The organism is Streptomyces caniscabiei (genome assembly GCF_014930365.1).
Lineage (GTDB): Bacteria > Actinomycetota > Actinomycetes > Streptomycetales > Streptomycetaceae > Streptomyces > Streptomyces caniscabiei.
Map to the genome: position 1 here is coordinate 304,167 of NZ_JABXWI010000009.1, position 22,543 is coordinate 326,709.

A 22,543-nucleotide genomic window follows, 5' to 3' on the forward strand; every position below is an offset into this window, starting at 1 on the left:
TCTAGGAACGCTCCCGGTGCGGAATCTAGTCTTCCCGCGTCATGGACTACTGCCACCCGTGCCGACGGCACCTCAACGGCGCCCTCGCCTGCCCGGGCTGCGGCACCCCCGTCGAAGAGCTACGCGCGTACGCGGACGACGCCGACGCGCATGCCGACGAGACCGAGGAGACCTCCCCCGAGCCGGCGGACGAGCCCGGCCCCCGCGCCTCGCGCCGCCGGGCCGGCCGTGAGCGCGCGGCGGGGACCCGCTCCAACCGCCGCGACCGCAAGGCGGCCGCCCACCGGCGGCGACGCAAGCGCGTCCTGCTGATCGGCTCCGGCCTGCTGCTGGCCGTCGGCGCGCTGAGCCTGACGGAGCTGGGCATGGAGTCCCCCGGCTCGGGTCCGGCCACCAACGCGGCCGACGACAGGCGCGCGGGCGGTGCCTCGGCCTCCCCCGACGGGGGCGCGGCGGAGCGGGACGACACCTCCGAGGGCTCCGGCGCGGACGCCTCCCCGTCCGGCTCGCCCTCGAAGTCGGCCTCCCCGTCCGCCTCCGAGTCGGAGAAGGACGACAAGGACAAGGACGAGGCGGAGCAGGAGAAGGAGCGCGACGGCCAGTCGGCGACCACGGGGCCCCGCCCCGACGCGTCCCCCTCCGCCCCGGCCGCCACCTCCGGCCCCGACCCGACGGCGCGGCCCACCTCCGACCCCACCCCCGACGACCCGGACCCCGAGCCGTCCCCCTCGGAGACGTGCGAGAAGTTCCTGTGGTGGTGCGCCTAGGGTGGTCGGCCCCCGACGGCCCCTGACGCATCGTCAGGGGCCGTCGGGGGAAGCGGGTCCGGAGTCACCGGTCGGCGTGGCCCTCCGCGATCTGCTGCCTCTCCCACTGCACCTTGCGCACCACGTCGGGCTTGACCCGGCGGTCCTCCAGGGTGTGGGCGAGACCGTCCAGCAGGTGGGTCGCCGAGTCCCGTCGGCCCAGTTCGTCCAGACCGGCCGCGTACCGCGTCACGTCGTTCGTCAGCCGGATGTGACCGAAGGTGTCCGCCGCGGCCCCGAGGTCGCCGTAGGCGTGCTCGGCGAGCCGTCCGCCCGCCTCGGCGTCGGTGGTCGCGGCCTCCACGCTCACCGCGCCGTTCCCGGTCGCGAGGACCTTGCCGGGGACGGTGGCCGCGGTGGCGAGACACGCGGCCGAGTGCCTGGCCACCGCCGTGTCCGGGATCCGCTCGGTGACCTCGCGCAGCACGTCGTTGGCGTCGTCCAGGACCCGGCTGCCGCCCAGCGCGAGGACGCGTCCCACCGTGTCGGTGAACACGTCGTCCGCGAGGCGCTCCTGGTCACGGCTCGCCGGGCGCTCCACCCGGACGGTGACCGGGTCCGCCAGCACCTGGCCGCCGGAGGGATCGGCGGACGAGGCCCCGTCGCGGGCGGACCGCAGCGCCGCGTACACCCGGTAGGCGCCGGGCTCGGAGATCTGCCAGCCACCGACACCACTGGAGAGGACGACCTGCTCGTACAGCGACTCGCCGGGCTGTAGCAGGACGGGTTCCGGGCGCAGGCAGTAGCGCAGGTACGGCTGGACCACCCGGGCCTCCGTCGCGCCGTCCCGCTGGACGAGCAGGCTGAGTTCGTCACTGCGCAGCGACGCGCGGTTCACCATCGTGGGGACGCCGGAGGTGTTGGTCAGCTTCAGCTCCCCGATCACCGGCTCCAGCATGCCGAAGCGGTAGGCCTGTTGCCGGTCGGTGCCGCGGTTGAAGCGCAGGGTGAGCCCCAACGGCCCCGTGGCGGCGCTGCGTCGGGCCTGTTCGAAGCCGTGGTGGTCGAACCAGGGGATGTTGCCCTGCTGCACGAACCGCGCGGGGGCGTGCCGCAGGAAGCGGAGTTCGTCCTCCGAGAAGAAGTACCGGAATCCCGAGAAGAACGCCTGTTCTCCGCCGTCGAAGCGGTCCGGGTAGTTCATGTAGCTGAAGGCGTGGGGCTCGTTCCGCAGCGCGATCCAGGGCGTGCCCAGCGACTTCTGCCACGAGTGCGCGAGGTTGAAGCAGTGACCGATCTCGTGCACCGCCGTCCAGAAGCGCATCCGCCGCACGTAGGCCTCGGGGTCGGGATCGTTCGGCGGCCGTTCGGAGATGAACGACTTCGAGAACACGGCGCAGCCCTGCCGCTGGGCGGTGCCGATGTCGTCGAACATGATGCCGCCCAGGCCGGGACCTTCGTCGTGCCGGCCGGCGAACAGGGTCCACACCTGCCACTGGGCGACGCCCTGTCCCGAGGGGCCGGGCTGCCAGGCGGACCAGTGCCGCTGCATGGCGTCGTGCATCTCGATGTCGGACCAGGTGCCGTTCACCGACTCGGAGAGCGGAATCTCGTTGCTGCCCCGGGTGCGCGTGACACGGATGCCCTGGCGGCTGAACGCGTCCTCCACGGTGAGGGTGGTGTTCGGGAGGTCGGGCGGCCGCACGGGGTGGTCGTGCAGCGCGTACTCGACGGTCTGTTCGGCGTCGGAGACCTTGTCGTACTCGATCTCCACCTCGCGGAAGTGCGGCGTGGCGTGCGCGTACCGCACCACCTCGTCGGGGGCGTCCGGCCGTACGAAGGTCACCAGCGCGCCCATGGGCTGCAAGGGCGGCGTGCCGGTGAGCTGGACGCGGATCGCCGTGCCGGGCCGCAGGGCCGAGTTGCCGTCGCGGTACCTGATCGGTCCGGTGTACGTGCCGTTCGGCTCCTTGCGGACCTTGGCGAGCCAGGTGAGCCGGCCGCTGGTGAGCCGCCAGACCGTGCCGGAGACCGTCATGGTGGGAGCCGGGCCGTCCACGTCGACGCGCAGTTCCTCGAAGGACACGACGGCGCTCTCGGGTGCCGCGATCTCGGCGGCCGGGGCCTGGCCGGACACGATCTGCTGCCCGGTGGCCGGTTCGCCGTTGCCCGACGACGCGGCCGACGTCCACGGGAAGCCGGAGGCCGCCGGCGTGACCGGCCTCGCGCCGGCGGCCGGGGGCGCCTCGGCGGCTTGCGCGAGGTCCCCGGGCGGCACGGGGAGATCGAGGCGCAGGTACACGCCGCTGCGCCCGGTCGCCGCGATGGCCTCGCCCTCCGCGGCCGCCTCGGGCCCGGTCTGCCTCTCGCCGCCCAGACGGCGGGTGATCGTGCCCATCACCGCGCTGACGAGCTGGTCGAACTCACTGCGCTGGCTGGATTCCTGCGTGGTCATACTGCCTCCCGCTTCCGCCCGTGCCGAGCACGCGCGGACGAAGGTGAACGGTGAACGGCCGGGAGCCCGGACCGTTCCGGACCGGAGAAACGTGGGCCTGGGCGACGTCGGCCTGTGCGCCGCGGCCGTCGGAGGCGGCCGCGGGGGGCGTCGTTCGGGGGACGCGACGTCGGACGGCGCACGAAAGGGGAGTTATTCACCCGACAGGCGGGTCTGTTCCCACTGGCCAGTCAAAGCCCGGCGGGGGAGAGCCGCAACCTGACCCGTCCTCCACCGGCGTTCAACCGTCCTCCCGCCGGCCTTCAACGGCCTTCACGCGTAGCCGCGTAGACCGCCGCCGGTCACGGCGTCGAGGACGCCGTCGGCGGCGCGGCTGATCGCCACCCAGCGGACGGCACCCGTGTCGACCCGGACGCTCAGCCGCTCGACGCCGTCGACCCGCACGCCGATCGCGTGGTCCCCCTCCGGCAGCCGGACGGGGACGGAGCGGGCGAGGCCGATCTGCAGCCGGGTGCGGACCCCTGGGTCGTCCAGAACGACCTCCCCGTCCACCACGACCACGACGTGCTGGCCCTCGAAGCCCTCCTCCAGCGCGATGGTCAGCTCACCCGGCTCAGCCAAGGCTCTTCCCTCCGTCGGGGACCCGTCGTTCGGGCGGATCGGTCGGTGGCCGTCCCACGTCCGAGAGCGTCTCGCGCGCCCGCGCGTCGACGAAACGGGTCACGAGATGCTGGGCGGCGCCGAAGATGACGGCCCACGCCACGATCTGCGGACTGGAGTCCAGGTAGCTCAGCCCGGGGATGAACGCACCCCGGATGAGCAGCACTCCCACGAACGCGGTCAGGGCCCCGGTGGGGAACTTCAACAGGGCCGCCGCGAGGGGCAGCATGTACGGCGAACTCGTCCCCTGGATGCGGCGCAGGGAGGCGATGACCGTGAGCGCCGCGCCGGCGAGCCCCGCGGCCTCCACGACGAGGACGTCGACCCGCCGGGCGTAGTCGCTGGGCGCCAGTTCCTCGTCGTCGCGGTCGACCTCCCCCGACGGGCAGGCGGCGTACTCGCTCTTCTCGGGCAGGAAACACATGTTCAGGGAGTCGGGGCAGGCCCATCCCCAGACCGCGAGCCCGCCCGCGCCGAGCAGGACGAAGAAGGTCGCGATCCGCAGGATGATGCTGAGGCTGCGCACCCTGCTGAACTCGCCGTCCAGCGCCTCGTAGGAGGCGCTCAGCGCGGAGACGAGGAGTTCACGGTCCCCCGGCAGCCGCTCCTCCGCCTCCACGCGTCCCACGGCCGCGGCAACCTTCACCCGCAGCGGGTCGTTCGGGCGGAGATGCTGCTCGACGTGGCTCAGCACGTCGGCGCTGCGGCCGACCAGGTCCTGCTCCGAGCACAGCCTGAGCAGCATGACGTCGGTCGCGCGCACATTGGCCCACGTTCTCTCCAGGGCCGCGGCCCCGGTGAACAGACGGCGCCGCGCGGAGACGGCCTCGCGCGCCTCCCGCAGTTGCCGGGCGATCCCCTCCAGCGTCTTCTCCCGCTGACACCGCTCGACCGGGTCCTCGACCGGCCGGCATCCCTCACGGGCCGCCTGCTGCTCCAGATAGAGGATGTGGGCGACGGCACGCTCGCGCCAGGCTGTCCGGTGACCCCGGAACATCTCCTCGGCGGGGCGGGGGAGTTGGGCCGGGTGCTCCGGCCGGGCCGGCTCGTCGGCGGCGGGGCGCGATGCCCGGTCCCGCGCCGGTGTGCGTCCGAGGACGTGGGCGGCGATCCACGCGAGAGCGACGGCGGTGGCGCGGGGCTTCTTCGGGCCGTCGGCACCGCCGGACCCGGCGGCGCCGTCGAAGGCCTTCCCGTTGGTCATCCAGACCTCCAGCAAAGACTCCCCTGCTCAGCGTAGGCCGGACGACCGACGGGTGCACCTACACCGGATGCCCCCGCGCCCGGCGCCTGCCCCGCCTGCGCCCGGCCCGTCGCCCCCGCGCGCCTACGCCTCCAGCATCCGCCGCAGCAGCTCCCGCAGGGACTCCCGCTCGGTGGTGCTCAGGCCCGCCAGCGGCTCGCGGGCGAAGTCCAGGGAGTCCCGGAGGCTGCGGGCCACCCGGCGGCCGTCGTCGGTGGCGGCGGCCAGCTTCACGCGGCGGTCGTTCGGGTCGGGGCGGCGCTCCACCAGGCCCCGGGCCTCCAGGCGGTCCACGATGCCGGTCACGTTCGACGGCTCGCAGCGGAGTTTCTGGGCGAGGCGACGCATGGGAAGCGGTTCCAGGGAAAGGAGGCCGAGGAGACGGGCCTGGGCGCCGGTGAGGCTGTGCTCGGCGGCGGCGTCCTCGTACTCCTCGTGGTAGCGGGCCACCACCGTGCCGATGAGTTCGACGACCTCCATGGTCAGCGGGTCGATGCGGGGGGTCGTCTTCTGCGTGGGCATGGATTCGAGGGTACCCCTTTACTTGACAACATGAAATATTCAGGAGCATGGTTGTTTCAGACACTGAAGTAACCACTCGGTATGTACGCGCCACCAGCGTGCCCCACGCACCGCAGAAAGGCCCACCCCCATGTCCGACACCCCCGCCCTCCCCGCCACCAGCCGTGAATGGCACCTGCTGAGCCGTCCCGTCGGCTGGCCCAAGGACGAGGACTTCGCCCTGGTCGAGGCGGAGATCCGGCAGCCCGGCGCGGGTGAGGTCCTCGTACGGAACAAGTACCTCTCCGTGGACCCGTACATGCGTGGCCGCATGAGCGACGCGAAGTCCTACGTCGCCGCCTACGAGCTGGGCAAGGTCATGCAGGGCGGCGCCGTCGGCGAGGTCGTCGCCTCGGCGGCGGACGGCATCGCCGTCGGCGACCACGTGCTGCACTTCGGCGGCTGGCGCGAGTACGCCACCTTCGACGCCAAGCAGGCCGTCAAGGTCGACCCGGACGCCGCGCCGCTCTCCACCTACCTCGGCGTCCTCGGCATGACCGGTCTCACCGCCTACGCGGGCCTGCTGCGGGTCGGTGCCTTCAAGGAGGGCGACGCCGTGTTCGTCTCCGGCGCCGCCGGTGCCGTCGGCAGCCAGGTCGGCCAGATCGCCAAGCTCAAGGGCGCCTCACGGGTCATCGGCTCCGCCGGCTCCGACGAGAAGGTCAAGCTGCTGGTGGAGGAGTACGGCTTCGACGCCGCCTTCAACTACAAGAACGGCCCCGTCGCGGAGCAGCTCAAGGAGGCGGCCCCCGACGGCATCGACGTCTACTTCGACAACGTCGGCGGCGAGCACCTGGAGGCCGCGATCGGCGCGCTCAACCTGCGGGGCCGGGCCGTGATCTGCGGCATGATCTCCCAGTACAACTCGACCGAGCCGACCCCCGGCCCGCGCAACATGGTCAAGATCCTGCAGAACCGCCTGCGCGTCGAGGGCGTCCTCGTCGGCGACCACTACGACTTCCAGCCCCAGTTCGTCCAGGAGGTCGGCCCCTGGGTCGCCTCCGGCGCCCTCAAGTACCGCGAGACCGTCGTCGAGGGCATCGAGAACAACCTGGAGGCCTTCCTCGGCGTCCTGCGCGGCGACAACACGGGCAAGATGATCGTCAAGCTCTGAGCGCCACCCCGTGACGGCCGCCCGCTCACGGTCGTTGCACACGACGGAGTCCGCACCCCTGGACGTGGGGTGCGGACTCCGTCGCGTGCGGTGCCGCACAGCGCTTCAGGGCCGCGCCGCCAGCGCCGCCGTGTGCACCGCCCGGACCAGTCCCGTGTTCTCCGGGGCCGCTCCGCCCGGGAAGGCCATACGGCGGCGGGTGTAGCCGTAGGCGAGGCCGCTGCGGGGGTCGGCGAAGGCCTGGGAGCCTGCCGCGCCGCTGTGGCCGAACGTGCCGGCGCCGAGGAAGGGGTGCACGAGCTCGGCGGTGGCCTGGAAGCCGAGGCCGAACGCCTTCGGGGCGCGCGCCACCAGGTCGTGGCCGAGGGAGTGGATCTGGCCGAACTCGCCGATGGTGTCGGGCTTCAGCAGCGGCGGCCGCCCGTCGACCTCGCTGACGGCCGCCGCGTACATCCCGGCGAGCCCCCGCGCCGAGCCGATGCCACCCGCCGACGACTGCCCGCCGGCGCGCACGATCCGCGCGTTGGGGAAGTCCGTCAGCTCACCCGGCTCGGGCACCTGGTTGTTGAACGCGATCGACGTCAGCGTGTGCGGGCCGGCGGGCGCCGCGTCCAGCTCGGCCTGCTGCGCGGGCGTCGGCAGCATCGGCTGCACGGTCCGGAAGCGGGGCTCGTGCTCGGCCGGCAGTCCCAGGAAGAGGTCGAGCCCGTACGGGGCGCGGATCCGCTCCTCGTACACCTCCTGGAGCGTGCGGCCCGTCGCCCGCCGTACGACCTCGCCGGTGAGCGCCCCGATGACCAGCGCGTGGTAGCCGAAGGCGGCACCGGGCCGCCAGTACGGGCGCTGCACGGCGAGGCGTTCGGCGAGGACACGGTCGTCCGCCAGCTCCTCCAGGGTGAACCCGGCATCGGTGCCGATGAGCCCCGCCCGGTGCGAGATCAGCTCCCGCAGAGTCACCGCGCCCTTGCCCTCGGCCGCGAACTCCGGCCAGTAGTGCGCGACTTCGCGGTCCAGCTCCAGTACGCCGTCCTGGACGAGGAGCGCGACGACGAGATGGGCGGCGCCCTTGGTGGAGGAGAACACGCCGTGCAGCGCGTCGCCGCCCGTCTCCGCCTCCTCCGCGGGCCCGGCCCACAGATCGACGACCCGCCGCCCGTGCACATACGCGGTCAACTGCCCCTCGTAGTCGGCGCGTTCACCGGCCACGAGGGCGGCGAACTCCTCACGCACCGCCTCGAAGCCGTCGGCCACGGTCCCATGGACGGCGGCCGTCCGGATCCCCTCGGTCATGCGCACTCCTCTTCCTCGACCCCGGCTATCTCCACACGGTCAGCAACGCCCGCCCCACCTGCGGGAGTTCCCCCTTCGGATGGGCGCGGAAGAGCGGTTCCGTGCCGAAGAGGACCGCGTCCGGGTCGCTGACGACCGCCGGCCGGCCCGCCGCCGCTGCCGGACCACCGCTGCCGTCCTCCAGCGGCCGCCAGTGCCCGGACACCAGCGGATTCCCGGTGCCGTACGACTGCTCGACGGTGACCTCGCTGCCGAGACCGGTGAACCACACCGGCGCGTAGACGAAGCTGTGGTCGGGCGCGCCGCCGGTCACCGCGCCACCCGCGTTCACCACCCGCACCACACCGTTGGCGTCCCCGTTGCCCTGCACCGCCGTGGCCCGCAACTGCCCGGTGGCCGTGGCCAGCGCCGCGCCGGACGTGCCGCGGCCGACCAGCCCGTGCCGGGCGAGGAAGCCGGTCAGGGCCGTACGGGCGGACGGGTTCAGGGCGCCGTACGACAGCCCGGACGACACGAACAGCACATCGGCGCGCGACCAGTCGAAGCCCGCGTTGAGGACCGCCGTCGACACCGGCACCACGTCGAAGCCCATCTCGCGCAGCGCGAACAGCTCGCCCGCCGTGACGGCCGCGGCCACCCGGACCGGACGCAGGGGCGTGCCCTTCGGACGGCCCTCGGCCGCGGCGAAGACCACGTCGTGCGAGCGGGCGAGCGCCTCGGCCCGCCGTCGCGCCGAGGACGGCACGAGCGCGCTGCCGTCGGCCGCCTGACGTACGGAAACCCCGTCCCGCAGAAGGGAGTTGAGGGCGGCGATCTCCTGCGGGGTGTCGAGCCGGAGGCGCAGGTCGCCGCGCGGGGCGACCTGTCCGACGCGCGCGGCGGCCGTCACCGGCCGGGCGGGCACGCCGGACGGACGGCCGCTGTCCGCCGCCACCACGGTGGCGCCCCACAGCCGCCCGAGGCTCCAGCCGGAGATGTCGTACATCGCCGAGACCTTGTCGCTGATGTCCCGCCCGTCGGCGAGCAGCACATTGGCCATCCCGCGCTTGGGCTGACGCATGTCGACGACGTACGACCCCTTCGCGTACGACCGGCCGTCGAGCCGGAAGGCCCGGGTCGCGCGGGTCACGCGTACGTCGTTGGCGAGCAGATGGTCGACGAGGCGCGCGGCGGCCGTGGCGGAGCGCTGACCGCCGCCCGCGGGGACGACGTAGGCGCGCGGGAAGTCGGCCGTGTAGACGTCCTCGGGGCCGATGCCGGGCACCCCGGGCACGGTCCGCTCCGAGACCGGCATCTGCGCGGCGCCCGCGGCACCGCGCCGGAAGACCTCGATCTGGTCGGCGATCAGCGAAGTCCGCTTCTCCCGGACGAAGTCGAGGGTCGCGCGCAGGGCCGCGCCCGCCACGTCGACGTTGATCGCGGAGCGGCGGCGGAGTTCCTCGACCGGCAGCGACTCGTACGCCGCGTTGTTCACCTGGAGCGGGATCTCCACGGTGTGCGCGGCGACCGTGCCGTGGAAGGCCGCGTACTGCGGGGTGAAGATCGGCGGCCAGTCGTCCCAGCCCTCCTCCGAGTCGCGGAACGGGATCTGGGCCGGTTCGACACCGTCCGAGGCGGGCGTGTAACCGAGGGCGTTGACGGCGGACTCCATGCGGAGCGCGTTCGCGTAGGTGTTCTTCAGGAAGAGGTCGTACTCGTAGTTCTCGCCGTGCGGGGGAGTGGTCGGCTCGATGAGCGTGCCGTTGACGTACCCGTGCAGGTCGAGCATCACCACGGGCTGTTTGTCGATGCCGATCTGCCGCATCGCCCGCACCTCGGGCTGCGAGGCGGTGACGAAGTCCCGGTTCATGTCGAACCCGGCCGCGTTGGCGCGGGTGCCCGCGATCCGGCCGTCCGGGTTGGCGGTGATGTTGAAGTACAGCCGGGAGTGGGCGAGGAGGTCCTTCGTCCCGGCGTCGGTCGCCGTCGCCAGCCGCTCGATCAGCTTCAGCGAGGCGTCGGTGCCCTCCCACTCGTTGCCGTGGATGTTGTTGTTGAAGAAGACGGGCGCCTTGTAGGCCTTGCGGATCTCCGGGCTCCGGGCGGCCGACCGGGGCGCGGACTCGATGAGTTCGCGCATCCGCGCCTGGTCGCGGGCCTGGCGAGCGGTCTCGGGCGCGGTCACGGTGACGAGGTAGAGCCGGTGGCCCCCGGCCGAACGGCCGGCGATCTCCACGCTCACCCGGTCGCCGAGCAACTGAAGGGCGTTCAGCTTCGGGGCGATGGCGTGGTACGGGGTGAGGCCCAGCTTGAGGGACTTGTCGGCCGGGTTCTCCTGATCGGGGGAGAGGACCTGCTCGCGGGGGTAACCGCGGCCGGTACCGGCCGAGTCGGCGAGATCCGCGACCGGGGCGGTCAGGGCCCGGCGGGTCACGCTCGCCGGGGCCTGCGCGGCGCCCGGCGACAGGGCCGAGCCCTCGCGGACCGGCGGCTTGGGGTCGGCGCCCGCGGGTTGCGGGGCGACGAGCAGGGATCCTGCGGTGACGGCGGCGACGCTGAACAGTGCGGATCTCGGGCCGGGTCTCGGCGGACGCACGCAACCTCCTGGAGTGGGGTTCCTTCTGGAGCGGGTTCCTACGACGTGCCGGTACGGGTGTGACGACGGCCGGCCGGGGCCGGTCGACCACAGGTGGTCTACATGTTCGACTCCCGGGCAACAAGAGGGCACAGGCGACACGGCAACCTAAGAGTTGTCGCCACTTGCCTAAAGCTTTTAGGAAACCGCATAATCGACCCGGTCGAACGGACCGGACCGTGAACGGAAGGACGGTGCCACGGGCATGGCGCGTGCGGGACTCAGCCCGGAACGTCTCACCCTGGCGGGCGCCGAGTTGGCCGACGAGATCGGCTTCGACGAGGTGACCGTCTCGGAGTTGGCCCGCCGCTTCGACGTGAAGGTCGCGAGTCTCTACTCGCACGTGCGCAACTCCCAGGACCTCAGGACCCGGATCGCTCTCCTCGCCCTGGAGGAGATGGCCGACCGGGGCGCCGCCGCGCTCGCCGGCCGGGCCGGGAAGGACGCGCTGGCCGCGCTCGGCGACGTGTACCGCGACTACGCCCGCGCACACCCCGGCCGGTACGCGGCGGCCCAGTTGAGGCTGGACCCGCCGACGGCCGCGGCGAGCGCGGGCGGGCGGCACGCCCGGATGACCCGGGCGATCCTGCGTGGCTACGACCTCACCGAGCCGGACCAGACCCACGCGGTCCGGCTCCTCGGCAGCGTCTTCCACGGCTACGTCAGCCTGGAGTCGGCCGGCGGCTTCAGCCATAGCGCCCCCGACTCGCAGGAGAGCTGGGAGCGCGTCCTGGACGCCCTCGACGCCCTGCTGCGCAACTGGCCCGCCCCGCTGCCCGGTTGACCCCCGGGCGCCCCGCCGCCGACCACCACCGGCCCCTCCGTCCCCCACGATCGTCAGGTTGAGCCATGACCTCCCCCTGGATCACCACCCCCATCACCGCCGACCTCCTGCGCGGCGCCCTGGAGCTGGAGCGCACCGAACACGGCGTCCTGCCGCACCGGTTGCCCGCCCGGGCCCGCGCCCAGTGCTCCGATCCGCAGCTGGCCATGGTCGAGTCCCAGCCCTCCGGCGTACGCCTGGTCCTGCGCACCCGTGCCACCGCCGTCGAGCTCGACGCCCTGCGCACCAAGCGGACCTACGTGGGCGCCCCGCCCCGCCCGGACGGGCTGTACGACCTCGTCGTCGACGGCCGCCCGACCGCCCGGGCGAGCGTGCCGGACGGCAACACCCTCACCATCGACATGACCACCGGCACGGCGGAGCACCGGCCGGGTCCGCCCGGCACGGTGTCCTTCACCGACCTCCCCGACGGCCTGAAGACGATCGAGATCTGGCTCCCGCACAACGAGACCACCGAACTCGTCGCCCTGCGCACCGACGCCCCCGTCGAACCCGCCGCCGACCCGGGCCGCCGGGTCTGGCTGCACCACGGCAGCTCCATCAGCCACGGCTCCGACGCCGCGAGCCCCACCGGCATCTGGCCCGCCCACGCCGCCCTGCTGGCCGGAGTCGAACTAGTCAACCTGGGCCTCGGCGGCAGCGCCCTCCTCGACCCCTTCGTCGCCCGCGCGATCCGGGACACCCCCGCCGACCTGATCAGCGTCAAGATCGGCATCAACCTCGTCAACCACGACGTGATGCGGCTGCGCGCCTTCACCCCGGCCGTCCACGGCTTCCTCGACACCATCCGCGACGGCCACCCCGACGTCCCGCTCCTCGTCGTCTCACCGATCCTCTGCCCCATCCACGAGGACACCCCCGGCCCCAGCGCCCCCGACCTCAGCGGCCTCGCCGAGGGCCACCTCCGCTTCCGGCCCATGGGCGACCCTGACGACATCACCCCCGGCAGGCTCACCCTCCGCGTCATCCGCGAGGAACTGTCGGCGCTCGTGGCCCGGCGATCCGAGGAGGACCCCCACCTCCACTACCTGGACGGCCTCGCCCTCTACGGCGAGCAGGACGCCACCACCCTCCCGCTCCCGGACGACCTGCACCCGGACGCCGAGACCCACCACCTCATCGGAGAACGCTTCACGGAGCTCGCCTTCACAGCCAAGGGCGCCTTCGCGCCCTGAAGGGGCGCGGGGCAGTATCGATATGCGGCTCCGCCGCGTGGGCGCGAGCAACCACATACAACCCGCAGTCGCCAGAGCACCCCACCCCCGAGCCCTCCTGCGCAAACGCACCGAACGATAAAGTGCGCCCCATGCGCGATCTGAGGGTGGGTTTCCAATACCTCGTCCAGGGCCAACGCTGGGTGGCCAGGCACGGGAAGCAGTACGGCTTCGGCCTGATCCCGGGCCTCATCACCCTGGTCCTCTACATAGCCGCCCTCGTGGCCCTCGCCGTCTGGGGCCCGGACTTCGTCACCTGGGCCACCCCCTTCGCGGACGACTGGTCGAGCCCCTGGCCGGGCCTCTTCCGCGGTCTCCTCACGGCCGTCCTGTTCGCCCTGGCCCTGGCCCTGGCGGTCATCACCTTCACCGCCGTGACCCTCCTCATCGGCCAGCCCTTCTACGAGAACCTCTCGGAGAAGGTCGACCGGGACGTCTCACCGGACGGCACCGCCCCGGAGTCCCACCTGCCGCTCTGGCAGGAGCTGTGGATCTCGGCCCGCGACAGCCTCCGCATCCTCGCCCGGGCCCTGGTCTGGGCGATCCTGCTCTTCGCCCTCGGCTTCGTCCCGTTCGTCGGCCAGACGGTGGTGCCGGTGGTCGGCTTCTTCGTGACCGGCTTCTTCCTCACCGAGGAACTGACGGCCGTCGCCCTCCAGCGCCGCCGCGTCGAACTCCGCGACCGCCTCGCCCTCCTGCGCTCCCGCAGGACGCTGATCTGGGGCTTCGGCACCCCGCTCGGCCTCGCCTTCCTGGTGCCGTTCGTCGCCGTCTTCCTGATGCCGGGCGCGGTCGCCGGCGCCACCCTCATGGCCCGTGACCTGCTGGGCGAGGAGACCACCGGCGAGGACGAGCGGGGCCGCGTCCCCGGCGACGGCCACCCCGCCCCGCCCATGTTCCGCAAGCCCGAGGTCGGCGCCTGACCGGGCGTCACGCCACCGCGCGGCCCAAGGGTCCTCAGGCGCCGGGAGCCGAGGCGTCCACGGCGACCGTCACGATCGCCCGCACCTGGGCGATGATGTCCAGCCGGTTGCGCACGAACTCGGGATCGGTCACCGCTCCCGTCGCCGGGTCGGTGTTGCCGGTCCCGAACTGCAGGACGGGCGTGTGCACATGCCCGCCCGGCAGCGTGGAGCCGAGCCCCAGCCGGTCGCGCAGCAGCGTCGCCCGGTAGGCGATCTCGTTGGAGAGGTAGTCGCCGCCGCCCCCGGCCCGCGCGGTCGAGCCGGGCGTCGGACCGTCCGGGCGGACCACCGCCGTCGTGCCGCCGGCCGGTATCTCGGTCACGCTCGTGTTGTCGTAGACCGGGAAGCGGCCCGTGTCCGCGGCGACGATGTCCGCGTACGGCAGCGTCGTGGTCGTCCACTGCGGCTGGCCGGCGGGGTCGGCCACCGGGATGGTGCCGGTGCTGCCGACGGTGTCGTTGTCGGCGAAGCCGCCGCGCCAGGCCCCGTTGGTCCGCTCGATGTCGAAACGCCCCACCCGGCCCTGGCTGACGGTCGCGAAGAGGTCCACCCGGGGCAGCCGCGCACGGAGCGTCCGCTCGACCGTCCCGTCCGCGAAGTCCTGCCAGCGGACGGGGAAGACGGCGGTCTCGACGCGGGCGAGCCCGTCGGCGGTCCGGATCACCGTCCCGTCGAGCGCGAGCGCGGTCGCCCCGGACGGGTTGGAGATCCGTACGTCCCGGTCCAGCGTGAACGGATCGAACCCGGTGACGAGGACCCGCTTCACCCCCTTGTCGCGCGGCGGAAGGCGCAGGGAGTCCTGCCCGCGCGAAGAGGTCTCCAACGCGTCCAGCAGCCGCGCCCTCTGCTGCTCACTCAGCTCGAACCCGGGCTCCCAGCCCCGCACCTCCCGCGTCATCCCCAACCGCGCCCAGTACAGCGGCCGGTCGTCGTCCCGGCTCAGGTCACCGCCCGCCGGCCCCCGCCCCTGCGCCCGGTCCACGGCCCGCGTCCACAGCCGCCCGCCCTGCCGTACGACGATCCGCTCGGCCTGCGCGTACGACCGCGCCCCGTCCAGCGCCCGTGCGAACTCCGGTGCCACGGTGTCGAATCCGGACCGCCGCAGGATCTCCTGGGGCACGGCCCGGTCGAGTCGCTGTTCCTCGACCGTGGGCGCGGCGGCCGAGGAGACCGATGCCGCCGCCGGGGGCGAGGCGGCGGCGGAGGTGGGGGCGCAGAGACCGGCGAGCAGGGCCGCGAGCCCCATCGTCGCTCCGCGTGCCCGTCGGTAAGTCGTCAGCGAGACCAAGGGAGTTCGGTCCTTCCGTCTGGGTCGTGCCGTGGGGTGCCGCTCCGGACGGCGGCAGTATCGCGTGACGGAAGGTGCGCGCGCCATGCCCGACGCCGGGCCGACCGCTCCCTACTCGGCGTCCTCGCCCAGCAGGGCCAGGAAGTCGCGGAACGCCCCCGGCATGTCCACGGTGTCAGGGGCCAGCAGCCACTGGTACTGCAGGCCGTCCATCACGGCCACCAGCAGCGGGGCCGCGCGCTCCGGTGCGAGCCCGCTCGGGAGGCGGTCGCCGTACTCGGCGCGCAGCACCTCGGCCATGGAGCCCCGCACCCGCTCGTACCGCTCGGTGAAGAACTCGCGCGCGGGATGCCCCTCCGTGACGCTCTCGCCGAGCAGCGCGGAGAAGGTCTGCACGATGCCGGGCCGCATCGCGTTGTACTCGACCAGGGACCCCAGCAGATCGAGCCGCAGCGGGCTGTCGGGGACGGCGTCCCACCGGTCCCGCTCCCTGAGGACGGCGACGAGCAGCGCCTCCTTGGTGGGGAAGTAGTGCAGCAGTCCCTGCTGGGTGAGCCCGACACGCTCGGCGACCGCGGCCATGCTCGCGCCCCGGTAACCGCGCTCGGCGATCACCTCCAGGGCCGCCAGCACGATCTCCGCGCGCCGCTCCTCGCCCCTGACGCTCCTGGTCCCACGGGTGCCGCTCATGCCGTCACCGTACGGCATCCGGCCTCTCCGAGCCGCCGTAAAGATAACGGCAAAATAACGAAACCTACCGATCTACAGGTAATGCGTGCACGATGGCGGGAAGACGAACGGACTCGACGAGGAGGCACCGCGATGGCGGCAACCCCGGGCACCCGCCCCACCCCGGCCGACGAGGCCCGCGCAGCGGCCGTGGAGAAGGCCCTCGCCAGGCTGGACCTGGACGCCAAGGCGAGGCTCCTCGCCGGCCAGGACATGTGGACGCTGCCCGCGCTCCCCGAGATCGGCCTCGCCTCCCTCGTCATGTCCGACGGCCCCATCGGCGTACGGGGAGTGCGCTGGACCGCCGAGGACCCGTCCGTCGCGCTGCCCTCCCCGACCGCCCTGGCCGCCGCCTGGGATCCCGAACTCGCCCACCGGGCGGGGGTGTTGCTGGCCCAGGAGGCCCGCCGCAAGGGTGTCCACGTCCTCCTCGCCCCGACGGTCAACCTGCACCGCTCACCGCTGGGCGGCCGCCACTTCGAGGCGTACAGCGAGGACCCCCACCTCACCGGCGAGATCGGCTCGGGCTATGTGGCGGGCGTGCAGTCCGGCGGCGTCGGCACCACGGTCAAGCACTTCGTCGCCAACGACGCCGAGACCGACCGCTTCACGGTGAACAACCTGGTCTCCGAACGCGCCCTGCGCGAGCTGTACCTGGCCCCGTTCGAGGCGATCGTGGCGAACGCCCACCCCTGGGGCATCATGACCGCCTACAACACCGTCAACGGCACCACGATGAGCGAGCACCGCTACCTCGTGAACGAGGTCCTGCGCGGCGAGTGGGGCTTCGACGGCTTCAACGTCTCCGACTGGCTGGCCGCCCGCTCCACGACCGCCGCCCTGACCGGCGGCCTCGACGTCGCCATGCCCGGCCCGGTCACCGTCTACGGCGAGGCCCTGGCCGCCGCCGTCCGCGCCGGCGAGGTCACCGAGGCCGAACTCGACGAGGCGGTCCGCCGTGTGCTGCTGCTGGCCGCCCGCGTCGGCATCCTCGAAGGCGCCGACCCGGTCGTCACCGAACTCCCCGCCCCCGTCGACGGCGACGCCCTGGCCCGCGAGATCGCCCGCCGCTCCTTCGTCCTCGTCCGCAACGAGACCCGGGACGGCCGGGCCGCCCTCCCGCTCCGGCCGGGCTCGACGGTCGCCCTCATCGGCGCCGCGGCCCGCGACGCCCGCGTCCTCGGCGGCGGCTCGGCCACCGTCTTCCCCGACCACATCGTCTCCCCGCTCGACGGCCTCACCGCCGCCCTCCCCGAGGGCGCCCTGACGTACGCCGTCGGCGCGGACCCCAACGAGGAACTGGGCGTCGCCGACAAGGGATTCACCCTGGAGGCAGTCTGCCGCGACGCCTCCGGCACGGTCATCGGCACCCGCTCCTCGCCCAACGGCCACATCCAGTGGATGGGTGCGGACCTCCCCGACGGCGTCACCCACAGCGCGCTGCACACCGTCGAGGTGACCGGCACCTTCGTGCCGCGCGAGACCGGCACGCACACCTTCGGCATCAAGGGACTCGGCGCCTACACCCTCACCGTGGACGGCACCACCCACTTCGACGGTGTCCAGACCACCGACACGGACGACCCCTTCGTCTCGTTCTTCGGCGCCCCCGTCCCGCTGGCCCAGGTCGAACTGACCGAGGGCACACCGGTACGCGTCTCCCTCACCCATGTCGTGGAACTCGCCGCCGACGCCCCGATCACGATGCTCGCCTTCACCCTCTGCCACCAGGGACCGCAGCGCGATCCCGACGACCTGATCGCCGAGGCCGTCGAGGCCGCCCGAGCCGCCGACACGGCCGTCGTCGTGGTCGCCACCACCGAGCGGGTCGAGTCCGAGGGCTTCGACCGCAAGGACCTGCGCCTCCCCGGCCGCCAGGACGACCTGGTCCGCGCGGTGGCCGCCGCCAACCCCGCCACGATCGTGGTCGTCAACGCGGGCTCCCCGGTGGAACTCCCGTGGCGCGACGACGTGGCCGCCGTCCTCCTCACCTGGTTCCCCGGCCAGGAGGGCGGCGCCGCCCTCGCCGACGTCCTCACCGGCACCCACGAGCCCGGCGGCCGCCTTCCCACCACCTGGGGCACCCTGGCCGAGGCCCCGGTCACCCAGGTCACCCCCACCTCCGGCGAACTCACCTACGACGAGGGCGTCTTCATCGGCTACCGAGCCTGGGACAAGGAGAACAGGACCCCCGCGTACCCCTTCGGCCACGGCCTCGGCTACACCGACTGGACGTACGAGTCCCTCGACATCAGCGGCACGACGGCGACCGTCCGCGTCCGCAACACGGGCTCGCGCCAGGGCCGCGAGACCATCCAGCTCTACCTGGCCCCCACGACCCCGGACGCCACCCGCCCGACCCGCTGGCTGGCAGGCTTCGCGACGCTGGAGGCGTCCCCGGGCGAGACGGCGGAGGCCGTCATCCAACTCCCGCGCCGCGCCTTCGAGATCTGGGACGAGACGACCGGCGCGTGGGTGCACGTGAAGGGTTCGTACGAGCTGGAAGCGGGCCGTTCGATCGAGGACCGTCGAGCAAGGGCAACGTTCGAGGCATAGGGCGCCTGGAGCGCCCCGTCAGGGGCGCGGGGCCGTGTCGATATGCGGCTCCGCCGCGTGGGCGAGACCAGCCCCCACAGACCCGCACCCGACGACCTACGATCGCACCCCGAACCCATAGACCGTCTCCGACCGATACACGCCGCCCGGCCGCAGTTCCGTACTCGGGAACCGCGGCCGGTTCGGCGAGTCGGGAAAGTGCTGCGTCTCCAACGCGACCCCGCCCCCGGGCCCGAACGGCTCCTCCAGATGATCCGCCGTATAGAGCTGCATCCCCGGCTCGGTCGTCGCCACGCTCAACACCCGCCCCGACCCCGCCTCCCACAACTCGGCGACCCCCTCCGCGCGCCCCGTGACCCCCTTGTCCAGCACGAAGTTGTGGTCGTACCCACTCCCCACCTTCCGCGCCGTACGGAAGTCGAAGCGGGTCCCCTCCACCGCCGCCAGTTCACCCGTCGGAATCAGGTCCGCGTCCACCGGCGTCACCCGCGACGCGTCGATCCGCAGCTCGTGCCCCCCGGCGCCGCCGGAGCCGGCGCCCGCCAGGTTCCAGTACGAGTGGTTGGTCAGGTTCACCACCGTCGGCGCGTCCGTGACCGCCTCGTACGCGATCCGCAGCGCGCTGCCGTCCTCCTCCAGCGTGTACGTGGCGGAGACCTCCAGCCGCCCGGGGAAGCCCTCCTCGCCGTCCGGGCTCACCCGCGTCAGCCGCACTCCGGCCCCGTCCGCGACGCCCTCCGCCTCCCACACCCGCTTGTCGAAGCCGAGCGGACCGCCGTGCAGCGAGTTCGGCGGGTTGTTGCGCGCCAGCTCGTACGTCCGTCCGTCGAGGGTGAAGCGCCCGCCGGCGATCCGATTGGCGTACCGTCCGACGAGCGCCCCGAAGAACGGCCCCTGATGGCGCAGATACCCGTCGAGGCCGGCGAACCCCAGCACCACGTCGGCGGTCCGCCCGTCCCGGTCGGGAAGCTCCACGGACTGCACGATCCCGCCGTACGTCAGGACGCGCACTCGCGTCCCGCCCCGCTCCAGCGTCCACCGGTGCACGGGCGTGCCGTCGGAAAGTGTGCCGAAAAGTTCGCTCATGAGCGAAACCCTAGGCCACGACGGAACTCTGGGTCACGACCCCTTGGCGCTGACGATCCGGTACGCGATCTCCGCCAGCCGCGCCTGTCCGTCCACGCTCGGATGGAACCAGTCCCACTGGCTGAGCTGGGCCTGCCCGAAGCGGTAGTCGAAGACGGCGTCCCCGTCGTACCGGCAGTGGCGGTCCTTCGCGCAGACCTCGCGCAGCACGTCGTTGTACGCCTCCACCCGGTCCTGGACGGCGTCGCGCCGCCGGCCGGCCGCCGTGGTGAGGACGTCCGGGTCGGCCAGCATGGATGGACAGATGCCCAGCTTCCACACCTGCTTGCCGACCGGGCTGGCGCGGCCCGCGGACCACAGCCGCTTCAGATCCGGCACGCTCGCCACGAACACCTGCGCCTTGGGCAGCGCGTCCCGCAGCGTCGCCATCGAGTCCTCGAAGTCCGCGCGGAAGTCGGCGACCGGCGTCATCGCGTCGACGGTCGCGCGGCACGCGTCGTTCGCCCCGACCATCACCGTGACCAGCTCCGGCTCACGGGTCACCGCGCGGGCCATCTGGTTCGGCAGGTCGGCCATCCGGGCCCCGGTGACCGCGTAGTTCCAGCTGTGCCGCAGCGCGCCGGAGCGGCCAAGGAGCCGGACGGCGAGACTGTCGACCGAGGCGTCGGTGCCGGTCGCCCAGGACACCTCGGGGCAGTCGGAGAGGACCTTGCACGCGTCGAAGCCGCGGGTGATGGAGTCCCCCACGGCGACCAGCGACTCGGGAGTGCTGTCCCACGCGGGCGTCGGTCTGGGCGACGCGGCGGCCCGCGGTCCGGTCCCCTCGGGGCCGGGGGAGTCACCACCCGTGGCGTCGCACCCGGTCACGGCCAGCAGGAACGCGGCCGTGGCCGCGCCCCACACCGCCCTCGAACGGTGGCGTCGCTTCCGCATCCCCTGGTCCCCTCGGTCGGTCCCGCACGTGCAAGTTCCCACCCAGGACAACGCGCGGGAGTTCCCGACACGGGAGACCGACGAGAACGCTGCGGCGAACGGTGCAACTGTTCCGTACCGCACACGCGTCCCCCCGGGTGAAACAGCGTCGCGTCCTGGCGTCCGCTCCGACGGTACGTCACACTCCTTGCCCCGCCGCACGGTAGCCTCGCCACGTGGCCGCCCTGCCACTGCCGTTCCGTCGAATGACAAGATGCCCTGCTCTGTGGAGGCCCCGGTGACGACACGTGGAGTCCTGTACGTGCACTCCGCGCCGCGTGCGCTGTGCCCGCACGTCGAGTGGGCCGTCGCGGGCGTTCTCGGGACCCGCGTGAACCTCGACTGGATCCGGCAGCCGGCCGCGCCGGGCACCTGGCGCTCGGAGTTCTCCTGGCAGGGCCAGGCCGGCACCGCCTCCAAGCTGGCGTCGGCCCTGCGCGGCTGGCACCTCCTGCGCTTCGAGGTCACCGCCGAGCCCTGCGCCACCGCCGAGGGCGAGCGCTACAGCTGCACCCCCGACCTCGGCATCTTCCACGCCGTCACCGGCATCCACGGCGACATCCTCATCCCCGAGGACCGCCTCCGCGCGGCCCTGCTCCGCAGTCAACGGGGCGAGACCGACCTGGAGTCCGACCTCGCGAAGCTCCTCGGCAAGCCCTGGGACGACGAACTGGAGCCCTTCCGCTACGCGGGAGAGGGCGCCCCGGTCCGCTGGCTCCACCAGGTGGTCTGACGGCCCTTTTCAAGGGGCGCGGGGAACTGCGCGAGAAGTCCCACGGACCCGCACTCGACGTACAGACAACTGTGGCCCGAATCCCTGAAAGGGACCCGGGCCACACGCGCGTCAGCGAACGAATCAAACCGTCCGGAACGCCAGCACCACGTTGTGCCCACCGAACCCGAACGAGTCGTTCAGCGCGGCGATACGCCCCTCGACCGGCAGCTTGCGAGCCTCACCGCGAACGATGTCGGCGTTGGCCTCCGCCTCGGGGTCCAGGTCGTTCACATTGATCGTCGGCGGAGCCACCCGGTGGTACAGCGCGAGCACCGTCGCCACCGTCTCCACCCCGCCGGCCCCACCGAGCAGATGCCCGGTCATCGACTTCGTCGCCGACACCGCGAAGTGGTCGGTGTCGTCGCCGAACACCTTCCGCAGCGCCTTCAGCTCCGCGATGTCACCGGCCGGCGTCGACGTCCCGTGCGCGTTGACGTGCACGATCTCCGCCGGGTCCAGGTCGGTGCGGTCCAGCAGGTTCTGCAGGGCGTGGGCGATCCCGCGCCCCTCCGGCTCCGGCTGCACGATGTCGTGGCCGTCGGCGGAGATGCCCTGGCCCACGGCCTCGGCGTAGACCCGGGCACCCCGGGCCGCCGCGTGCTCCGCGGACTCCAGGACCACGACGCCGGCGCCCTCGCCGAGGACGAAGCCGTCACGGCCGGTGTCGTACGGACGGGACGCGCCCTGCGGGTCGTCGTTGTTCTTGGACATCGCCATCATGTTGCCGAACGCGGCGATCGGCAGCGGGTGGATGGCGGCCTCGGTGCCACCGGCGACCACGACGTCGGCGCGGCCGGTGCGGATCATCTCGATGGCGTAGCCGATGGCCTCGGCGCCCGACGCGCAGGCGGAGACCGGGGTGTGCACACCGGCGCGCGCGCCGACGTACAGACCGACGTTGGCGGACGGGCCGTTGGGCATCAGCATGGGCACGGTGTGCGGGGAGACGCGGCGTACGCCCTTCTCCTTCAGCACGTCGTACTGGTCGAGCAGGGTCGTCACACCGCCGATGCCGGAGGCGATGACCGCGCCGACGCGGTCCGCGTCGACGGTGCCGTCGTCGGCCGACGTCTCCGTGTAACCGGCGTCCGCCCACGCCTCCTTGGCCGCGATCAGCGCGAACTGCGCCGAGCGGTCCAGTCGGCGGGCCTGCGGCCGGGGAATGACCTCGGTCGGCTCCACGGCGATCTGCGCGGCGATGCGGACCGCCTGGTCGGCGGCCCACTCCTGCTCCAGGGGGCCGACACCGGACTTGCCGGCGACCAGCCCTTCCCAGGTGGAAGTCGCGTCGCCACCCAGCGGTGTGGTTGCGCCGATACCGGTGACGACCACGGTGCGATTGGTCGAGCTCACGGGAATGTTCTCCAACGGTTACGAGGATTCAGCGGCGCCACCGCCGGGTGGCGGGGCAAGCGGACTGCTCCGCGGGGG

General features: G+C 72.8%; 18 protein-coding genes. 7 read left to right on the plus strand and 11 right to left on the minus strand.

Features of this window, described 5'->3' with window-relative positions:
* Positions 1–41 precede the first annotated feature (41 nt).
* Positions 42–767: an SCO2400 family protein gene (locus HW837_RS25625; RefSeq protein WP_193380032.1), complete on the plus strand. Its 726-nt coding sequence runs from the start codon at positions 42–44 to the stop codon at positions 765–767.
* Between the two features lie 64 nt (positions 768–831).
* Here the strand turns inward: HW837_RS25625 and HW837_RS25630 are convergent, their stop codons facing one another.
* The 4 genes from HW837_RS25630 to HW837_RS25645 form a co-directional block, all read right to left on the minus strand.
* Positions 832–3,201: a zinc metalloprotease gene (locus tag HW837_RS25630; protein WP_093789223.1), complete on the minus strand. Its 2,370-nt coding sequence runs from the start codon at positions 3,199–3,201 to the stop codon at positions 832–834.
* A gap of 312 nt (positions 3,202–3,513) precedes the next feature.
* Positions 3,514–3,822, minus strand: coding sequence for a hypothetical protein (locus tag HW837_RS25635; protein ID WP_045557901.1), 309 nt, complete (start codon positions 3,820–3,822; stop codon positions 3,514–3,516).
* Positions 3,815–5,065 (minus strand): hypothetical protein, encoded by a 1,251-nt coding sequence (locus HW837_RS25640; protein WP_237270357.1) that lies wholly within the window; start codon positions 5,063–5,065, stop codon positions 3,815–3,817. Before HW837_RS25640 ends, HW837_RS25635 begins: the two co-directional genes overlap by 8 nt.
* A 123-nt stretch (positions 5,066–5,188) precedes the next feature.
* Positions 5,189–5,626: a MarR family winged helix-turn-helix transcriptional regulator gene (locus tag HW837_RS25645; protein WP_045557903.1), complete on the minus strand. Its 438-nt coding sequence runs from the start codon at positions 5,624–5,626 to the stop codon at positions 5,189–5,191.
* A 130-nt stretch (positions 5,627–5,756) separates the two neighbouring features.
* Here HW837_RS25645 and HW837_RS25650 point away from each other — a divergent pair, with 130 nt between their 5' ends.
* A complete protein-coding gene (locus HW837_RS25650; protein WP_093789225.1) occupies positions 5,757–6,779 on the plus strand; it encodes an NADP-dependent oxidoreductase in 1,023 nt (340 codons plus the stop codon).
* 105 nt (positions 6,780–6,884) lie between these two features.
* Here HW837_RS25650 and HW837_RS25655 read toward each other — a convergent pair whose 3' ends face one another.
* Both HW837_RS25655 and HW837_RS25660 read right to left on the minus strand, forming a co-directional pair.
* The gene (locus tag HW837_RS25655; protein ID WP_093789226.1) at positions 6,885–8,069 is read right to left on the minus strand and encodes a serine hydrolase domain-containing protein; all 1,185 of its coding nucleotides are present in this window, start codon (positions 8,067–8,069) and stop codon (positions 6,885–6,887) included.
* A gap of 25 nt (positions 8,070–8,094) precedes the next feature.
* The gene (locus HW837_RS25660) at positions 8,095–10,644 is read right to left on the minus strand and encodes a M14 family zinc carboxypeptidase (protein ID WP_193380031.1); all 2,550 of its coding nucleotides are present in this window, start codon (positions 10,642–10,644) and stop codon (positions 8,095–8,097) included.
* 244 nt (positions 10,645–10,888) lie between these two features.
* Between HW837_RS25660 and HW837_RS25665 the strand changes: the two genes are divergently transcribed.
* From HW837_RS25665 to HW837_RS25675, 3 genes are all read left to right on the plus strand, one after another.
* The gene (locus HW837_RS25665) at positions 10,889–11,467 is read left to right on the plus strand and encodes a TetR/AcrR family transcriptional regulator (protein ID WP_193380030.1); all 579 of its coding nucleotides are present in this window, start codon (positions 10,889–10,891) and stop codon (positions 11,465–11,467) included.
* A gap of 65 nt (positions 11,468–11,532) precedes the next feature.
* Entirely contained in the window at positions 11,533–12,702 is a 1,170-nt protein-coding gene (locus HW837_RS25670) for a GDSL-type esterase/lipase family protein (protein ID WP_093789228.1), read from the plus strand.
* 131 nt (positions 12,703–12,833) lie between these two features.
* Positions 12,834–13,664 (plus strand): EI24 domain-containing protein, encoded by an 831-nt coding sequence (locus tag HW837_RS25675; protein ID WP_045557909.1) that lies wholly within the window; start codon positions 12,834–12,836, stop codon positions 13,662–13,664.
* A gap of 34 nt (positions 13,665–13,698) precedes the next feature.
* On the opposite strand, the gene HW837_RS25680 is transcribed toward HW837_RS25675, so the two are convergent.
* Together HW837_RS25680 and HW837_RS25685 are read right to left on the minus strand one after the other, a co-directional pair.
* The gene (locus HW837_RS25680; protein WP_045557910.1) at positions 13,699–14,952 is read right to left on the minus strand and encodes a pyroglutamyl-peptidase I; all 1,254 of its coding nucleotides are present in this window, start codon (positions 14,950–14,952) and stop codon (positions 13,699–13,701) included.
* Between the two features lie 153 nt (positions 14,953–15,105).
* Positions 15,106–15,702 (minus strand): TetR/AcrR family transcriptional regulator, encoded by a 597-nt coding sequence (locus HW837_RS25685; RefSeq protein ID WP_045557911.1) that lies wholly within the window; start codon positions 15,700–15,702, stop codon positions 15,106–15,108.
* Positions 15,703–15,816: 114 nt separating this feature from the next.
* Here HW837_RS25685 and HW837_RS25690 point away from each other — a divergent pair, with 114 nt between their 5' ends.
* Positions 15,817–18,279 carry a glycoside hydrolase family 3 protein gene (locus HW837_RS25690; RefSeq protein ID WP_093789230.1) on the plus strand — a complete coding sequence of 821 codons (2,463 nt, stop codon included), beginning with the start codon at positions 15,817–15,819 and terminating at the stop codon, positions 18,277–18,279.
* Between the two features lie 96 nt (positions 18,280–18,375).
* Here HW837_RS25690 and HW837_RS25695 read toward each other — a convergent pair whose 3' ends face one another.
* Both HW837_RS25695 and HW837_RS25700 read right to left on the minus strand, forming a co-directional pair.
* Positions 18,376–19,365 (minus strand): aldose epimerase family protein, encoded by a 990-nt coding sequence (locus tag HW837_RS25695; protein ID WP_193380029.1) that lies wholly within the window; start codon positions 19,363–19,365, stop codon positions 18,376–18,378.
* A 33-nt stretch (positions 19,366–19,398) separates the two neighbouring features.
* Positions 19,399–20,298, minus strand: coding sequence for an SGNH/GDSL hydrolase family protein (locus HW837_RS25700; protein ID WP_193380028.1), 900 nt, complete (start codon positions 20,296–20,298; stop codon positions 19,399–19,401).
* 277 nt (positions 20,299–20,575) lie between these two features.
* Here HW837_RS25700 and HW837_RS25705 point away from each other — a divergent pair, with 277 nt between their 5' ends.
* The gene (locus HW837_RS25705) at positions 20,576–21,070 is read left to right on the plus strand and encodes a DUF3145 domain-containing protein (protein WP_045558053.1); all 495 of its coding nucleotides are present in this window, start codon (positions 20,576–20,578) and stop codon (positions 21,068–21,070) included.
* Positions 21,071–21,193: 123 nt separating this feature from the next.
* Here HW837_RS25705 and fabF read toward each other — a convergent pair whose 3' ends face one another.
* Positions 21,194–22,465: a beta-ketoacyl-ACP synthase II gene (fabF, locus tag HW837_RS25710; RefSeq protein ID WP_045557915.1), complete on the minus strand. Its 1,272-nt coding sequence runs from the start codon at positions 22,463–22,465 to the stop codon at positions 21,194–21,196.
* Positions 22,466–22,543 lie beyond the last annotated feature (78 nt).

Excerpts from the sequence above, each read along its gene's own strand:
- HW837_RS25625 (WP_193380032.1), top strand. The coding sequence starts at position 42 with ATGGACTACTGCCACCCGTGCCGACGGCACCTCAACGGCGCCCTCGCC.
- HW837_RS25630 (WP_093789223.1), bottom strand. The coding sequence starts at position 3,201 with ATGACCACGCAGGAATCCAGCCAGCGCAGTGAGTTCGACCAGCTCGTC.
- HW837_RS25640 (WP_237270357.1), bottom strand. The coding sequence starts at position 5,065 with ATGACCAACGGGAAGGCCTTCGACGGCGCCGCCGGGTCCGGCGGTGCC.
- HW837_RS25645 (WP_045557903.1), bottom strand. The coding sequence starts at position 5,626 with ATGCCCACGCAGAAGACGACCCCCCGCATCGACCCGCTGACCATGGAG.
- HW837_RS25650 (WP_093789225.1), top strand. The coding sequence starts at position 5,757 with ATGTCCGACACCCCCGCCCTCCCCGCCACCAGCCGTGAATGGCACCTG.
- HW837_RS25655 (WP_093789226.1), bottom strand. The coding sequence starts at position 8,069 with ATGACCGAGGGGATCCGGACGGCCGCCGTCCATGGGACCGTGGCCGAC.
- HW837_RS25665 (WP_193380030.1), top strand. The coding sequence starts at position 10,889 with ATGGCGCGTGCGGGACTCAGCCCGGAACGTCTCACCCTGGCGGGCGCC.
- HW837_RS25670 (WP_093789228.1), top strand. The coding sequence starts at position 11,533 with ATGACCTCCCCCTGGATCACCACCCCCATCACCGCCGACCTCCTGCGC.
- HW837_RS25675 (WP_045557909.1), top strand. The coding sequence starts at position 12,834 with ATGCGCGATCTGAGGGTGGGTTTCCAATACCTCGTCCAGGGCCAACGC.
- HW837_RS25680 (WP_045557910.1), bottom strand. The coding sequence starts at position 14,952 with ATGGGGCTCGCGGCCCTGCTCGCCGGTCTCTGCGCCCCCACCTCCGCC.
- HW837_RS25685 (WP_045557911.1), bottom strand. The coding sequence starts at position 15,702 with ATGCCGTACGGTGACGGCATGAGCGGCACCCGTGGGACCAGGAGCGTC.
- HW837_RS25690 (WP_093789230.1), top strand. The coding sequence starts at position 15,817 with ATGGCGGCAACCCCGGGCACCCGCCCCACCCCGGCCGACGAGGCCCGC.
- HW837_RS25695 (WP_193380029.1), bottom strand. The coding sequence starts at position 19,365 with ATGAGCGAACTTTTCGGCACACTTTCCGACGGCACGCCCGTGCACCGG.
- HW837_RS25700 (WP_193380028.1), bottom strand. The coding sequence starts at position 20,298 with ATGCGGAAGCGACGCCACCGTTCGAGGGCGGTGTGGGGCGCGGCCACG.